Origin of the sequence: Myroides sp. ZB35 (assembly GCF_001865835.1) — a bacterium.
Taxonomy (GTDB): Bacteria; Bacteroidota; Bacteroidia; order Flavobacteriales; family Flavobacteriaceae; genus Flavobacterium; species Flavobacterium odoratimimum.
Genome location: NZ_CP017769.1, coordinates 2,884,387 through 2,901,677 on the forward strand (window position 1 = coordinate 2,884,387; position 17,291 = coordinate 2,901,677).

A 17,291-nucleotide genomic window follows, 5' to 3' on the forward strand; every position below is an offset into this window, starting at 1 on the left:
GTCCTTTTAGTTATATAATTATTATTATCTGAATAAATGTTTAATATGCAGATGCTTAAAAATGACTTCTAAATCTCTTTACCTAATTCTTCCTTTCTGGGTATTAGTATTTGCTATATATGGTTGTGATAATTCAAAAAGGAATGATATTATAAATCATTCTATAAAGGAGTTTCTAAAAAACTATAATACTGATGCGGTAAATGACTTAATGCTAAAACAAGCTGATTCTATAGGAAAACTTGTTTTGTTATTGCCTAATTCCCGTGGTAATAGAGAGATAATAAAGGATTATATAAACAAAACTAAAGCTCATAAAAAGTATTGTGATCGGTTATATGACTATGCAGTTGAAGATCGTGATAGTATAGATATAGCAAATGCTTATTTATTGACAGGTCAGTATTATTTGAGTAATCTTGTATTTGATAGTGCTTACTATTATTATAATCAAGCTGAAAAACTATATCTCATAAAAAAGGATTCCTTAAATATTAGTTACACTTATTATATAAAGGCCTATGTACTTAATAAAAATGGTGTCTATTCAGAGGCAGAAAAACAAATTCTAAAATCTATTCGCTATAATACCAAAGAAATATCTATTCGAAGACGTCATCAACAGTATTTTACAATTGGAGATGTTTTTAGTGGATTAGGTATGTATGAGGATGCTTTACACTATTATAACCAAGCGTTCGAATTACTTTCAGATAAAACAATATTATCAGAGGAATCAGAAGCGTATATTAATCTTAGCAAAACTTATTTAGTTGATAATGTAGCAAAGGTGTATATAAAACAAGAAAAGTACCTCAAGGCTAAAGAACTACTATTAGAAGGTATAGCTAAGTATATAAATTTTAATGATGTAACTAGTGAAAGATACTACGCATATTTAGCTATTAGTTTAGCTTCTGCTAAATTAAAAACAAATGATTACAAAGGGATACATGCTTTATTAAACGAGATAATAGAAATAGGAAAAAGGAATAAGAACCGAATAATTATCCATAAAGCTGAATTAGTTTTGGCAGAATATTATTTTGTAACAGGGCAACTGAATTTAGGCTTCCCTTTAGTTGAAAGAATATTAGAAGAAGTCCGTAGTGTGGGAGATTTTGAAAATCAATTGAAGGCATTAGAATTATTAATATCCTATGATTCTGATAGATCAGACCAGTTTTTTATTGAATATGTTGAAATAAGTAAGAGATTTAAAGGAGAAGGAAATTTAATTCAAAATAGCTTTATAAGAATAAAACAAGAGGCAGACTCTTTGAATGAATTGAATAAAACATTACTAGAGCGAAATAGATTATTAAGTACAATTACTATTAGCTTATTTGTGATTGTTACTATTATTTTATTAGCTTATATATATCATTTAAAGATAAAAAAAATAGGGTTAATCAAGATGTTTCAACAAGATACTGAACAGTATTATAATTCAATTATAAATGTTCAGAAGTATTTGGCTGTAGCAAAAGATAGAGAACGTAAAATAATTGCGAAAGAATTAAACGATGGGGTAGTTAATAGGTTATTTGCAACTCGATTTACATTAATGCAATTAAAGAAAGAAGAAATTGATAATCATAAGGATGTTTTGGTAAATGAAGTTGTTGAAGTAGAGGATTATATAAGGAATATATCTCATAGTCTTGTTAATGAAGAAGGAGGGAAGGTACAGGGATTTCAACAGTTATTACAAGAACTTGTCTTAGTACAGAAAAGACAGTCAAATATTGATTTTAGTATACTAATAGATGCTAAATTAGATCTAGAATGTCTAGATCATAGAAAAAGAATAAATATTTATCGTTCGATACAAGAGGTTTTGTTAAATGTAGCTTTACATTCTAATGCGAGTAAGTGTGTCGTTGATATTAAGCTTAAAACTCCTGTAAGTTTTGAAATAGCGATTACGGATAATGGGACTGGTTTTGATACTAGGTCTATAAAAGGTGGATATGGACTACCGAATGTTAAGGAACGAATAGAGATTATAGAGGGGAAATTATTTGTGATTAGTAAGAAAGGTAGTGGAACGAAAATTCTCTTCATAATTTATTTCTAGAAATACAGAGAAATTAAATAAAGTATGTGTATTTCGTTGTAAATAGTATTATGTATTCGGTAATTAATAGTTAATTATATACTTTTTACTTTTACTAGATTACATATTAATAGTTCTCTATCTTTGTATGCTTTTTTTAATAAGTTATAGTGTCTTGTATTTAAAATGTTTAAACTAAGAGTCTTATATTTTGCAGTCTTGTGTATTTCTATGTCGATGATTCATTGTACACAGACTGAAACCAATAAAGAAGACTTAAAGTTAGAAGAAATAAACGCATTTATAAAGAGTTATAACAGATTTAATCCTACTGATAAAGATAAGGCTGCTGCAGACTCTTTAGGTAATGTTATATTAAACCTAAGGAATACTGAGCAGAGCAGAAATGCTTTGCGAAAATATATATTACTAACTAATGCAGATAAGCAGTATATAGAAGAACTCTTTAAAAGGTCTAGAAAAGCAGATGACAAGAAAAATGAAGCGCAAGCTTATTTCTTACGTGGTAAACGTTATGCTCAGAGTTTTCAAATAGATAGTACTTATTATAATTACACTAAAGCTGAGTTTTTGTTTAAGTCTATTCAGGATTCTGTAAACTTGCAAGAAGTGTATTCTCATAAAGCTATTATTCTTTTAAATAATAAAATCTTTACTGAAGGACAATCACAGATTCTTAAAGCGATGAATGTTAATAAAGAGCATAAAGATGCTCGTATTAAATATTCAGAATCTATTATAATGGCTAATGCTTTAGTAGGTTTAGAACAATTGCCAGAAGCTTTAAAGCAATTAGAATTATCTTTAAAACTTTTAGATAACCCTGAAATTGTAAAGTTTTTTTTACCTGATGCAATTAGGTTGAACAAAATTACGATTTACTATAATATAGCAGAGGTTTATATTAAGCAAGGCGAGTATAAAAAAGCCCAAAATTTAATACATAATGTTATTGATAAATATATCAATGAAAGTACTATATATGATGAGATGATGTTGGCACATTTGTTATATAACTTAACTCAAGCCGATATTAAGAGTAAACACTATGATGATGTAGAAAAGAATCTTGTTAGAGCAATCGATATACAATTGAAAAACAAGAATCTTCAGGATTATAATTCGTATAAAATTCTTTTAGCAGAGTATTTCTATCTAATTAAAAAAGAAGAACAAGGAAATCAACTTGTAAACGAGGTATTAGAATATGCTCATCAAAATAATAATCTAGGATTAGAAAAAGAAACTCTTACTGTTTTATTAAAATACAAAAAAGAGCAATATAATACCAATTTTGTGAGATACGAGGAGTTGAATAAACTTATACTCGATGAGAATAATGTGATCAAGAATACTTTTGCAAGACTTAGTTTTGAAGCGGATTCTCTAGAAAGAGCAAATGAGCAATTACAAAATCAGAAGAATGTTATTACGATGGTTTCTAGTGCTTTACTTGTAATTGCTATAACTATTTTCTTTGTTATTTTGTTTAGGCAAAAAGCAAAAGAGGTTTCTTTAGTCAAGTTGTTTCAGAAAGACACAGAGAAGTACTATGACTCGATTATCAATGTACAAAATGAATTAGCCGAAGCCCGTAATATAGAGCGTAAAGAAATAGCAAAAGAACTACATGACGGTGTTTTAAATAAGCTATTTGTCACTCGTTTTTTATTAATGCAGGTAAGTAAAGAGTCTGTAGAGACACATAAAGATTCCCTTATTAATGAAGTAAAAGAGGTAGAACAATATATAAGAGATGTTTCTCATGTATTAGGACATGAAGAGGATTTTAAAAATAAAGAGTTCAATGAACTAATTAGGGATCTAGTAGGGATTCAGAATAGAAATCAAGTAACTAAGTTTATATTATTTATGTCTAATGATATTTGCTTTAGTAGGTTAAGTATTAAGTTTAAAGTTCATATTTATAGAATTATACAAGAGTGTTTACAGAATGTACAGAAACATGCTAAGGCAACAGAATGTCAAGTATCTATACTGTTAAGAGAAGAAACGAGATTTGAGGTAATTATTAAAGATAATGGAGTAGGTTTTGATACAGATATAGTAAAGAGAGGGCTTGGATTTACTAATATAAAAGCAAGAACCCAATTGATGAATAGTAAGATTAATATTTCAAGTACAGAAGGTAAAGGAACTAGTATTTCTTTTACTATTGATTTAAACGAGTCAGTAGAGTGCTAGAATCTAGGTATTAGATAAATGAGAGAGGTCGCTTAATAGCGACCTCTCTCATTTATTATTCTTCACTAGTGAAGTTTATTCTTTTAGAAAAGTACATTAGTATGGCGATGATGGTGAATAATCCAATACTACCGACAATAAGTGCAGCTTCTTTTAATTGTAATAGGAAGAATAGAAATGCATATAACACAAATAATAATCCAAATATAGTTGCTGCAATACGCTTGTTTTTGCTCAATCCAAAGATAAATGATGTAATCAAAATTATAGTCGCTGATGCTGAAATAATATAAGCATAACTAAAGCCTATATATTCTGCAAAGGATAGGAGTAAGACGAAATTGATACATAAAGCTAACCCCACTAATGTGTAGTGTAATATATTGATGCTTAGGTTTTTTATATTCTCCATAAAAAAGAAGGTAGCGAAGGTTAAGCCTATAAATAGTAAAGCATACTTAGTAGCTCGGTTTACTTTGCTATAAAAGTCATTCATTTGTAGAAATTTCATTCCAAAACTATAATCTGTCAACTGGGTAATTGTATTTAGATCAGAGCTGATTGGTATAGATTGAAAAATTGTCCATTTTGAATGCTCGTTTACGCTTTGTTTTTCATCGTTATCAGGTAGATAGTTTCCAATATATTTGATATCCTTATAGTCAGAAGTGACATTGACATTAGTCTGTTTAGCAGTTGCTAGAAAGTTAATCTCTGTAGAACCCTTTAACTGAATAGGAAAATTAATATTACTCAAATCTATATCCTCTTTATTGATATCGTAACTTAAGAAAGCAATACTAGAATTGATCCTTAGAGATCTATCCTGCTCAAAGTATTGTTGAGGGTTTTTATTGATAAGAATCTCTTGAGTGAAACCTTTACTATCTGATACAGAGAAGACAATCTTCGCATTTGTAAATGCTTCCTTATCTGCTAGATTTAACGTAGAGGCTAATTCATCTAGCGTAGGGAAGCTAGCTTTTACATTTAAGTTAGTGTTATAAAGTGCTACTTCATATAAGCTTCTTTTTTTAATTTGTGTTTTTATATCACCTGTAAAATCTTGTTTGATAGGAGTTTGTAAATAACTGTTTAATTGTTTCATTACTTTTCCATCCTCAGTAAGATGATTAGTATAGTATTCTACAAGGACAAAAGGACCGTATATGGTTTGTTTTTGTCCCCATTTAGAGGTTACTTCAGTCGTTACTTCACTCTGAAAGCTTTCACGTTCGGAGATTAGACTACTGATAAAAGGTAGTGTGATAAGTAACATAAGAGATAATACACTGATTATAACTCCTTTGATCATTGGTTTGTAATTTTCTTTTTTCATTTTATTAGAGTTAAAAGTACTTTGTTTTTCAAAGTTGATGGGTAAAAAAATTATTTAAGCTTTTTAATTAAATTTTCTAAATAGGCTAGGTGTTGTTTAAAGGCAAGCTTACCTTCTTCAGTCACTGTATAAGTAGTATTTGTTTTTCTTCCAACAAATCCTTTTGTAACCGTTATATAATTACTTTCTTCTAGGTTCTTTAAATGAGAGGCAAGGTTTCCATCTGTTAGGTCTAGATATTCTTTTAGATCTTTAAACGATAGGGAGTCATTGACCATTAATCCACTCATAATACCTACGCGGATACGATTGTCAAAGACTTTGTTTAATTTTTCTAAATCGAATTTCATATTTGTGTTATAATTTATTTATCGTACTTATTCCATAAAATAATCCCGTAAAGCAAATGTACTAAACCGAACCCTATTGCCCATAGTAAAAGTGTGTAATCTAAGAAATAGAACGCTAGTAAACCTAGGACTATCTCTAGTGCAGCGATTGCTTTTACTTCTTTGACAGTGTCTTCTTGGACGCTAAATAGTGCTAACCCATAGAATAATAGTGTAGTAGGTAAAGCAAATTGTAGCAAATGATACTTATGTAATATTAAGCAAAGAATTCCGGCTATTATTAGCGGAATAGAGAAGCGTACTAATAAGCGCTTAGTGACTTGATTTAAAAACGATTTCCCTTGTTTGCGTGTTTTGCGTATTGTAAAGAAAAATCCACCTACCACAGCAATGACAAAGGTAGCGATAGCTAGCACTAATAGCATTTCTGCAGTATAAGCAGTTTGGTACGGATCTTCTAGTGTTAGATTTTCATAAGAGTACGTAGAGCTTGTCTGCCAATAGTATAAAACACTTGCAGCAATAAGCCCACATAAACCTACCCATATACCGCTCCAACCACTAAGGCTTAAAAACTTAGTAGAGCGCTCCATTATCGACTTGATTTGATTTAAATCTTCAATAGCTTTATTTGTCATAGTAAAAGTACTTTGAAATACAAAGTTAATAAAATAATGATATGTGCAACAAAAAAGTGAATATTTATTTTAATGGTTATAAATCTATACTAATACGCTCCATTATAATCTTAAACGAGTACTTATAGCTAGTTCAAAAATTATTTAAATACTATGTAAATTTGCTTGTTTTGATAAGTAGATTAGGTGTAATAAATAGCTTTAACTCAAAAAATCAAAGCAATGAAGATAAATCTAATTTTGAAAAAATAGGCAGTGTTCGCATAGTTATCGCATAGTGATGGCATACTGCTCGCATATTTTTGATGGTTTTTTATGCGACCGCTATGCGATAAAATTGTAATCCATATACTATTACTGTACTAATGTTTCTAAAAGCAGTGATATTGATGCTTTTTAGAAGTTGTTCTGTATCTAGGTAGGCGTTTGAGCTGTATTTTATGTCAGTTTACGTTTAAATGAAAGAATCATAAAGCGTAAATTTGTTACTTGCAGTCAATTAAATAATGAATTATGACACAGATTACTTCCTATACTTTCTCCACAGCTAAAGCTTTGACAGCAGAGCAGAACATAGACTATAATCATCAAGTAGATCAGTTTAATGTTTGGCCTGCTTATGTATTAGCAGATACAGTGAATCTAACATATTGGGATAGTATATATGAGTTGTTCGCTGATTATCAGTTTTATCTTTTAGAAGGAAATGTAGTTGTTGGTAATGGAAATTGTATTCCACTTCATCTTACTGCAGAAGAATTAGCTGACTTACCTGAAGGAGGATGGGATTGGGCTTTGGAAAAGGCTGTTAAAGATCATGAGAAAGGATTAATCCCAAATACACTTTGCGCATTGCAGATTGGGCTCAATAAGAATTATCAAGGTAAAGGCATTAGTCATAAGCTAATTCAATATATGAAAAGCATTGCTTTGTCTACAGAGATGAATGCTTTTATATTGCCCATTAGACCTAACTTAAAGACAAATTTTCCTTTGATTTCAATGGATGATTATATTCAGTGGGAGAATGAAGAAGGTTTGCCTTATGATGCATGGATACGTACACATATAAAAGGAGGAGCTCATATCGTGAAGATTTGTCAGCGTTCTATGGTTGTTGAAGGAAGTATTGCCGAGTGGGAGCAATGGGCTAATATGAAGTTCAGAAGCTCTGGTGAATACATCTTACCTGTATTGCTTAATCCTATTCAGATAGATTTAGAAATGGATAAAGGTGAATATATAGAACCTAATGTATGGATGAGATATGAATTAGATTAACTCTGCAGGATTGTATAACGGGGTATAGGGGAGAATTATGTGTTGTTGATTTAAGCATAAGTAACTCAAATCTTTTGAGTGGAGTAGTGAAATTAGCGAATATTTATTATATTGGCATTCTACAAAAACTAAAAAATTATGCAACAAAATACACCCTATACGCCTACTAACAAGGTGCGTATAGTTACTGCGGCGGCTTTATTTGATGGCCATGATGCGGCGATTAATATTATGCGTCGTATCATTCAATCGACGGGATGTGAGGTTATTCACTTAGGACATGATAAGAGCGTTGAAGAGGTAGTGAATACAGCTATCCAAGAAGATGCTAATGCGATTGCAATGACTTCATATCAAGGAGGTCATAACGAGTATTTTAAATATATGTACGACCTGCTACAAGAAAAAGGAGCAGGACATATCCGAATCGTTGGAGGAGGAGGAGGAGTAATTCTTCCTAGTGAGATAAAGGAGTTAATGGATTATGGTATCACACGCTTATATTCTCCAGATGATGGACGAGCGATGGGATTACAAGGGATGATTAACGATATGGTAGGGAAGGCTGACTATCCTACAATGGACTTACAATTACCAGAGGGAAAAGATGTATATCAATCTTTGGCAGATAAAGATGTTACTACGATTGCTCGTTTAATTTCGTTAGCTGAAAATAGAGAAGAAGATTTCCTTAATGTATTCCAATACGACGAAAAGAAACATAAGAATACACCTATATTAGGTATTACAGGAACGGGAGGAGCAGGTAAGTCATCTATGGTAGATGAGTTAGTTCGCCGTTTCTTGATTGACTTCCCTGAAAAAACAGTAGCACTAGTCTCTGTTGACCCTTCTAAGCGTAAGACAGGAGGAGCTTTATTAGGAGATCGTATTCGTATGAACTCGATTAATAATCCTCGTGTGTTTATGCGTTCTCTGGCTACTCGTCAGTCTAACTTAGCGTTATCTCGTTATGTTGAAGAAACACTTCAAGTACTTCAGGTTGCCAATTATGATTTAATTATTCTTGAAACATCGGGAATTGGTCAGTCAGACACGGAGATTTTAGACCACTCAGATGCTTCTTTATACATTATGACTCCAGAGTTCGGAGCGGCTACTCAGTTAGAAAAGATTGATATGCTTGATTTCGCTGATATCGTTGCAATCAATAAATTTGATAAGCGTGGAGCATTAGATGCAATTAGAGATGTAAAGAAACAATACCAACGCAACCATAACTTATGGGATGTAAACCCAGACGAAATGCCTGTATTTGGTACGATTGCTTCTCAGTTTAACGATCCTGGTACCAATGCTTTGTATAAAGCGATTATGGATAAAGTGGTAGAGAAGACAGGAGCAGACTTAACGTCTAGTTTCGAAATCACTAAGGAGATGAGTGAGAAAGTATTCGTGATACCTCCTAACCGTACACGTTACTTATCTGAGATAGCGGAGAACAACCGTAAATATGATGAGACGGTATTAACTCAAAAAGAGGTAGCTCAGAAGCTATACGGTATTTTCAAAACAATAGAAACAGTAGCTGGTAAATTGCCAGAAATAGATAAGTCAGGAATCGTAGAAGAAACAATAGCTTCTAAAGATGCTGATACACAATTGTTCATCAACCTTCTATTAAAGGAGTTTGACAAGGTGAAGATGAACTTAGACCCTTATAATTGGGAAGTGATTCTAACATGGGATCAGAAGGTGAACAAGTATAAAAACCCAGTGTACTCATTCAAAGTACGTGATAAGGAAATCAAGATAGCTACGCATTCAGAAAGTTTATCACATTTACAGATTCCTAAGATTGCACTACCTAAGTATGAAGCTTGGGGAGATATCTTGCGTTGGTCATTACAAGAGAATGTACCAGGAGAATTTCCGTTTACTTCAGGACTTTATCCGTTTAAGCGTGAAGGAGAAGATCCTACACGTATGTTTGCGGGAGAAGGAGGACCAGAGCGTACCAATAGACGTTTTCACTATGTGTCATTAGGTATGCCAGCTAAGCGTCTATCTACTGCGTTTGACTCTGTGACTTTATATGGTAATGATCCAGGACATCGCCCTGATATTTATGGTAAGATTGGTAATGCTGGGGTTTCTATCTGTTGTTTGGATGATGCGAAGAAGTTGTATTCAGGGTTTAACCTAGCACATGCTTTGACATCAGTATCGATGACTATTAACGGGCCAGCGCCTATGCTATTAGGATTCTTTATGAATGCTGCTATTGATCAACAGTGTGAAATCTATATCAAAGACAATGACTTAGTAGCTGAAGTTGAAGCAAAGATTGAAGCTATTTATAAAGCAAAAGGTGTGGAGAGACCTCGTTATAATGGTGAATTACCAGAGGGGAACGACGGTCTAGGATTGATGCTTTTAGGAGTAACAGGGGATCAAGTGTTGCCAAAAGAGGTGTACGCTGAGATTAAAAAGAATACGTTATCACAAGTTCGTGGTACGGTACAAGCGGATATCTTAAAAGAAGATCAAGCTCAGAATACTTGTATCTTCTCTACAGAGTTTGCACTTCGTTTAATGGGAGATGTACAAGAGTACTTCATTGAGAAGAATGTGCGTAACTTCTATTCTGTGTCTATCTCAGGATACCACATTGCGGAAGCAGGGGCAAACCCTATTACACAGTTGGCATTTACATTAGCGAATGGATTTACTTATGTAGAATATTATTTAAGTAGAGGAATGGATATTAATGACTTCGGGCCAAACTTATCGTTCTTCTTCTCGAATGGTATTGATCCTGAGTATGCAGTAATTGGTCGTGTAGCGCGTCGTATTTGGGCAAAAGCACTGAAAAATAAGTATGGTGCTAATGAACGTGCACAGATGCTTAAATATCATATTCAGACTTCAGGGCGTTCATTACACGCACAAGAGATTGACTTTAATGATATTCGTACTACACTTCAAGCATTGTATGCTATCTATGACAACTGTAATTCACTTCACACTAACGCGTATGACGAGGCTATTACGACTCCTACGGAAGAATCTGTACGTAGAGCTATGGCAATACAGTTAATCATAAATAAAGAGCTAGGATTGGCTAAAAATGAGAATCCAATACAAGGGTCATTTATTATTGAAGAATTAACGGATTTAGTAGAGGCTGCTGTATTAGCAGAATTTGATAGAATTACAGAAAGAGGAGGAGTGTTAGGAGCAATGGAGACCATGTACCAACGTTCTAAGATTCAAGAAGAGTCATTGTACTATGAAACATTAAAACACAATGGTACGTTCCCTATTATTGGAGTAAATACTTTCTTGAGTTCTAAAGGATCTCCAACAGTAGTTCCTGCTGAAGTTATCCGTGCAACAGAGGAGGAGAAACTGTTCCAAATCAAAACAAAAGAGAATTTGAATAAGGCTAATGAAGCTTTAGTAAAAGAAGAATTAGAGCGTATTCAAGAAGTAGCTATTCAAAATGGCAATATATTCGAAGCGCTAATGGATGCTTCTAAAGTCTGTTCGTTAGGTCAGATTACTTCAGCATTATTTGAAGTAGGAGGACAGTACAGACGTAATATGTAAGATTAATTTCTCGCTTATTTATATAAAGCCTGTGGACTGAATGTTCACAGGCTTTTTTTTGGTTTTCGGTGACTAGTATAGACGCAGTACTTTGCGTGTCACACAAGTTAAGAACAAATCTAAAAGCTGTATTATGTGACACGGAAGATATTCCGTCTCTACCTTATGTAAATTGTATTTTGACCTAGTGCTAATGGAGTGATACGACATATATTATGTGACACGGAAGATATTCCGTCTCTACCTTATGTAGATTGTATTTTGACCTAGTGTTAATGGAGTGATACGACATATATTATGTGATACGGAAGATATTCCGTCTCTACTTTATGTAGATTGTAGATATATGATGTGGGTATATGTTGCAAACTATGCAGAATCTAGAATGCACAAAAAAACGCCCTGCTAAAGATCTAGCAGGGCGTTTTTAAATATATACTATAAACGATTAGTATTATCTCAATTGAGCTTGTAAAACATTTTCTAATTGGTATTTTACTTTACCCATGATTTTGTCTACTTGACTATCAGTAAGTGTTTTTGTAACATCTTCCATGATAATAGAGATAGCGTATGATTTCTTACCATCTTCGATTTTCTCTCCTTGGTAAACGTCAAATAGAGTTACGTCTTTGATGACTGCTTTATCTACTTGTTTTACTAGGTTATAGATCTCTTCGAAAGTTACTGCTTCGTTGATTAATAATGCATAATCACGTTTAACTGAAGGGAATTTATTGATTTCAGCAATTTTGATTTTAGCAGAAACTACTTTTAATACATTATCCCAGTTAAATTCAGCGTAACAAACTTCTTGTTTGATATCAAAGTGTTTGGTTACTGATTTCTTCAGAATACCGAACTCTACGATTAATTCTTTTCCTATATAGTAAGCAATACCTTCTGAGAATAAATCTGATTCTACAGGTTGGGTACTTATCTTAGCTAAGCCTAAACGAGTGATAATACCATTGATATACCCTTTGAAGTCAAAGAAGCTAATTGGTTTTTGCTCAGAGTTCCAGCTTGCTTTCGTGATATTACCTGTAGCAAATACAGAAAAACGTTTGTACTCTTCGAAGTTGTTAAGCATCTTGTGGTATGTTTTACCAAACTCGAAGAATTTTAAATCACCACGTTTTCTATTTACGTTGTAAGAGATAGACTCTAATCCTCCGAATAATAATGACTGTCTCATTACTGATAAGTCATGACTTAGTGGGTTAAGGATATCTACTTGGTAATTAGATTTAATATTTTCGCTTAATTCTGTGTAGTCAGGAGTTGTTAATGAGTTATTCATAATCTCATTAAACCCTTGTGCTACCAACTGCTGAGCTACAATATTTGTTACTCTATGATCTTCTGTTCTAGAACTATTAGCGATAGTTGCATTTAATTTAGAAGAGAAAGTAATGTTGTTAAAACCATATACTCTCAAGATTTCTTCTATAACGTCAATCTCTCTAGTTACATCAGCACGATAAGCAGGAACAGTAATACCTATACCTACATCAGACATACTGTGAACTTTAATATCTAATGATACTAAGATTTTCTTGATTGTTTCTTTAGAAATTTCTTCTCCTAATAATCTATTGATATTATTGAAGTTTAAGAATACAGAATGTTCTTCTACTTTCTTAGGGTATAAGTCGATAATATCAGAAGTGATTTCTCCACCAGCTACTTGTTGGATTAATAAAGCGGCATGTTTAAGAGCATATTCAGTAATAGCAGGGTCAACACCTCTCTCAAAACGGAAAGATGAGTCTGTATTAAGGCCATGTCTTTTTGCTGCTTTTCTTACCGTAACTGGATTAAAATAAGCACTTTCTAAGAAAATATTTGATGTGCTTTCAGAAACAGCAGATTTGCTACCTCCGAATACACCTGCCATACACATTGGTCCATTCTCATCACAGATCATTAAGTCATCTTCGTGAAGAGTTCTTTCTACTCCGTCTAGAGTTACGAACTTAGTACCTGCAGCAACAGTTTTTACGATTACTTTACCACCTTTTATTTTAGCGGCATCAAAAGCATGTAATGGTTGTCCTAAATCGTGTAAAACGTAATTGGTAACGTCTACAATATTGTTTTTAGGAGTAATACCGATTGCTTTTAATCTATTTTGTAACCAGTCTGGAGAAGGTTTTACTTCTATACCAGAGATTGTTACACCACAGTAACGAGGTGCTTTTTTATAGTCTTCAACACTAACATCAATCTTAAGTGTTCTTCTTTCAACTTTAAATTTGCTAACAGAAGGAGTGATTAATTCTTTGTGTTGAGTTTCTTCTTTAGAATTTTGTAGTAGACCAGCTCTTAAGTCACGTGCTACTCCCCAGTGGCTCATAGCATCAGAGCGGTTAGGAGTAAGACCGATTTCAAAAACTTCGTCTGTAGCGATATTAAATAAAGTAGCAGCTGGTGTTCCAGGCTCCCATTTATCTTCTAAAACTAAAATACCGCTTCCATCTGTACCTAAACCAAGTTCTACTTCAGAGCAAATCATACCAAAGCTTTCTTCTCCACGAATCTTGCCTTTTTTGATTTGGAATGCATTTCCTTCTGCATCGAACAATTCTGTACCAATAGTAGCAACCGGTACTTTTTGCCCTGCAGCAACGTTCGGCGCACCACATACGATTTGTACTGGCTCACCTGTTCCTAAATCAACTTTTGTTACGTTTAATTTGTCTGCATTTGGATGTTTTGTACAAGATAATACGTGTCCAACAACAACTCCTCTTAGACCACCTTTAAGACTCTCATATGTAGTGATTCCTTCTACCTCAAGACCTAAGTCTGTTAAGATTTCTGAAGTTTCTTCTGGTGTTATGTCTAATTTAATGAATTGTTTTAACCAATTGTATGAAATATGCATTCGAGAATATTTTTTTATAAGTACGCAAATATACGCATTGCCAAAGTTTAAGTAAAATTATTTGTGATGAAAAAATCACAAATTAGCGTTAAGTGAAGAAATTATAGAAATTTCTGTTTAATATCCTCACTTGGTATCATACAGCTTTCTTTTTTTCCATACCATTTGTATCTATTTTTAGCGATATATTCGTATAGAGCATCTGTGATACCTGTTGGTAAGAATGAGAATATGCCGATCAGGGAGTACTTGCCTCCTAGAGCAGAAGCAATCTCAAAGGCAGCTTTTGATTTGATAAAATAGGCTACACCTGGTTCATATAGAACGATGCTGTCTATCTTAGTGCGGTCGATACCGATATAGTTTAGAATCTCTTTCCCTTTTTCTGAATCTAAGGCTACGAATCTAAACTGATCTTGGTGATCTGCTTTAATAACCTTATTGACGGTGCTGTCGCATAAATTGCAAACACCGTCAAATAAGATAATTTTTTTATTGCGAGGTATATCTAACATTATTTTTTGCGTTCTACCATTTCTAGTTGATCAAGGCTTACTTTAGATGTAAAGATACCATAATTAACTGTTGCTTTATTTTTTTCGATTACATCGATTGTTCCCACTGAACGACCATCTATCATACGAACGCGATCTCCCACTTTAAGAGGGAAGTTGGTTTTCTTCTGTGCATCTTGTAGTTGCTTTTTCGCCTTTTCTTCTTTCTTCTCTTTGCGAATCACTTCTACTTTTTGCTCCACTTCTTTAATTAGCTCTTTTTGTTGAGCTTCTTTTTCTTTCTTCTCTTTTATGGTAACCTTCTTGCGTTTAGAATTTTCAATCTCTACTACTTTTAGAACTTCTCCAAAAAGAGTTTTCTTACTTTTATTATTAAAGTATTTTTCAGACAAATCATCTAAGCGTTGACCTAGAGCTACTAAACGTTGATTAGAATCAAATAATTCCTGGTAACGCTCTAGTTTCTCTTGAATTTTAGCATTGATGGTCTCCATTTTCTTACTCTCATCTCTTGCCTTAGTCTCTTCCTCTTTTAAGTTCTGAGAAGTACGTTCTAGTTTATGTCTTTCTTTCTGTAGATTAGCGATAGTCTTGTCAAATCTAACTTTATCTCCTTCTACTTTTTTCTTGGCTCTATTAATTAAGCTAAACGGAATACCATTTTTCTGTGCAACTTCGAAGGTAAACGAGCTACCTGCTTGTCCAACGTTTAGTTTATACATTGGTTCTAATGATTTCTCATCAAATAGCATATTGGCATTCGTAGCATTCGGTAATTCATCTGCTAGTATTTTTAGATTGGTATAGTGAGTGGTAATAATACCATATGCCTCTCTATCATAGAACTCCTCTAAGAATACTTCTGCTAGTGCACCTCCTAGTTCTGGATCAGATCCTGTACCAAACTCATCAATTAAGAATAGCGTATTATCGTTACATTTCTTTAAGAAATAATTCATATTCTTAAGTCTATAACTGTAAGTACTTAAGTGATTCTCTATAGACTGATTATCTCCAATATCTGTCAGTATTCTATCGAATAAGAATGTTTTACTTCTTTCGTGTACCGGAATAAGTAATCCAGACTGTAACATTAGCTGTAATAATCCTACTGTTTTTAGTGTGATACTCTTACCACCAGCATTTGGTCCAGAGATAACGATTATTCTACTGCTTTGTTCTAGATTAATTGTTTGAGGATAGGTAGGCTTATTCTTCGCTCTATTGTTTAACAATAAAATAGGGTGATAAGCCTCTCTAAAGTACATTTCTCTTTCTTTGCTAATCTCAGGAAGTAAACCGTTGATTTTATTAGCATACTTTGCTTTTCCAGCAGTAACGTCGATATAGGTTAAGAAGCTTTGATACTCTAAAAGTAGATCTCTAAAAGGGCGAATAGCATCTGTTAGGTTTTTTAGAATACGTACGATTTCTTCGCGTTCTTCATACTCTAGGTTGTTTAACTCTCTAGAGAATCTCAAAGTAGCTTCAGGTTCGATATAGACAATACTTCCCGTTTTAGACGTTCCTAATACACTTCCTTTTACTTTACGTCTATGCATAGCGATTACTGCTAGTACACGTCTGTTTTCTACCACCGTTTCTCTGATATCGTCTAGATACCCAGAACTGTTGTATTGTGTAAGTGCTGCGCCAAAACTTTGGTTTATTTTACCACGAACTATATTGATGTTTTTGCGGATATTCAATAAATCTAACGAAGCATTGTCTTTGATTTCACCATATTTATCCAAGACATTATCTATCTCTTTAAGAATAGATTTCTCTAAAGGCGTTTGTTCTGCCTCATGGTATAAATTAGGGTAGTACTCCTCGAATTTTTTTAAATAAGAGATTAGGGTAATTGTAGTGTCTGTTAGGGTTTGTATCTTTTTAAAGCTACTTACTTCTAAGAAACTATTTTCAATGCCTAAAAATTTTAATTCGTAGTCTATACTGTCAAAGTAGTGATTCGGGATAATGTTATTATTGGTAAATGAAGAAACGTATTCTGAAGTCTGCTTTAATGCTCTCATCGTTCCTGCTTCTGTTTTAAGCGGGCATATCTCCATAGCAGCTTCTTTACCAGCCTCTGTAGTACAAAGGGCTGATACTGTTTCTAATACCGTATTGAATTCTAAATCTTGTAATGTTTTTTTGTTTATTGATGTCATTTTATTAAAATGAGAATATGTACAAAAATAACATTATTTGAGTGAATTAAAGATTTTTAATTCATTACAGACACAATTTTATACGAATGGTGTAGTAATAGGCGCTAAAATAAATTATAATTCTGTAGGCTATTTTAGAGCAGTTAGAATTGTAATTTGATATAAACTGCTTTGCAATGAGTCCGTACTGTGTCCGTTATGAGTCCGTTATTTGAGGCGAATTAACGGAGTTGCTACGAAAGTACT

General features: G+C 33.1%; 10 protein-coding genes. 4 read left to right on the top strand and 6 right to left on the bottom strand.

Annotation, left to right across the window (positions count from 1 at the left end):
- The first annotated feature begins 61 nt into the window (after positions 1-61).
- Together BK054_RS12830 and BK054_RS12835 are read left to right on the top strand one after the other, a co-directional pair.
- A complete protein-coding gene (locus BK054_RS12830; protein WP_006265169.1) occupies positions 62-2,080 on the top strand; it encodes an ATP-binding protein in 2,019 nt (672 codons plus the stop codon).
- Positions 2,081-2,245: 165 nt separating this feature from the next.
- On the top strand, positions 2,246-4,285 hold the full coding sequence (locus tag BK054_RS12835) for an ATP-binding protein (protein ID WP_006265170.1): 2,040 nt from the start codon (positions 2,246-2,248) through the stop codon (positions 4,283-4,285).
- A 55-nt stretch (positions 4,286-4,340) separates the two neighbouring features.
- Here BK054_RS12835 and creD read toward each other — a convergent pair whose 3' ends face one another.
- From creD to BK054_RS12850, 3 genes are read right to left on the bottom strand one after another with little or no spacing between them, the layout of a single operon-like run.
- Entirely contained in the window at positions 4,341-5,624 is a 1,284-nt protein-coding gene (gene creD / locus BK054_RS12840; protein WP_006259079.1) for a cell envelope integrity protein CreD, read from the bottom strand.
- A 50-nt stretch (positions 5,625-5,674) separates the two neighbouring features.
- Positions 5,675-5,974: a winged helix-turn-helix domain-containing protein gene (locus BK054_RS12845; protein WP_006259078.1), complete on the bottom strand. Its 300-nt coding sequence runs from the start codon at positions 5,972-5,974 to the stop codon at positions 5,675-5,677.
- 14 nt (positions 5,975-5,988) lie between these two features.
- A complete protein-coding gene (locus BK054_RS12850) occupies positions 5,989-6,612 on the bottom strand; it encodes a hypothetical protein (protein WP_006259077.1) in 624 nt (207 codons plus the stop codon).
- Positions 6,613-7,125: 513 nt separating this feature from the next.
- Between BK054_RS12850 and BK054_RS12855 the strand changes: the two genes are divergently transcribed.
- Together BK054_RS12855 and BK054_RS12860 are read left to right on the top strand one after the other, a co-directional pair.
- Positions 7,126-7,893: a hypothetical protein gene (locus BK054_RS12855; protein ID WP_006265171.1), complete on the top strand. Its 768-nt coding sequence runs from the start codon at positions 7,126-7,128 to the stop codon at positions 7,891-7,893.
- Between the two features lie 138 nt (positions 7,894-8,031).
- Positions 8,032-11,466: a methylmalonyl-CoA mutase family protein gene (locus tag BK054_RS12860; RefSeq protein WP_071307351.1), complete on the top strand. Its 3,435-nt coding sequence runs from the start codon at positions 8,032-8,034 to the stop codon at positions 11,464-11,466.
- A gap of 454 nt (positions 11,467-11,920) precedes the next feature.
- On the opposite strand, the gene pheT is transcribed toward BK054_RS12860, so the two are convergent.
- The 3 genes from pheT to BK054_RS12875 all read right to left on the bottom strand — a co-directional run bounded on the left by pheT (position 11,921) and on the right by BK054_RS12875 (position 17,045).
- Positions 11,921-14,356, bottom strand: coding sequence for a phenylalanine--tRNA ligase subunit beta (pheT, locus tag BK054_RS12865; RefSeq protein WP_006261047.1), 2,436 nt, complete (start codon positions 14,354-14,356; stop codon positions 11,921-11,923).
- Between the two features lie 101 nt (positions 14,357-14,457).
- Positions 14,458-14,871 (bottom strand): thiol-disulfide oxidoreductase DCC family protein, encoded by a 414-nt coding sequence (locus BK054_RS12870; protein ID WP_006259073.1) that lies wholly within the window; start codon positions 14,869-14,871, stop codon positions 14,458-14,460.
- A complete protein-coding gene (locus BK054_RS12875; RefSeq protein WP_006259072.1) occupies positions 14,871-17,045 on the bottom strand; it encodes an endonuclease MutS2 in 2,175 nt (724 codons plus the stop codon). The genes BK054_RS12870 and BK054_RS12875 overlap by 1 nt, the downstream gene beginning before the upstream one ends.
- Between the last annotated feature and the right edge of the window lie 246 nt (positions 17,046-17,291).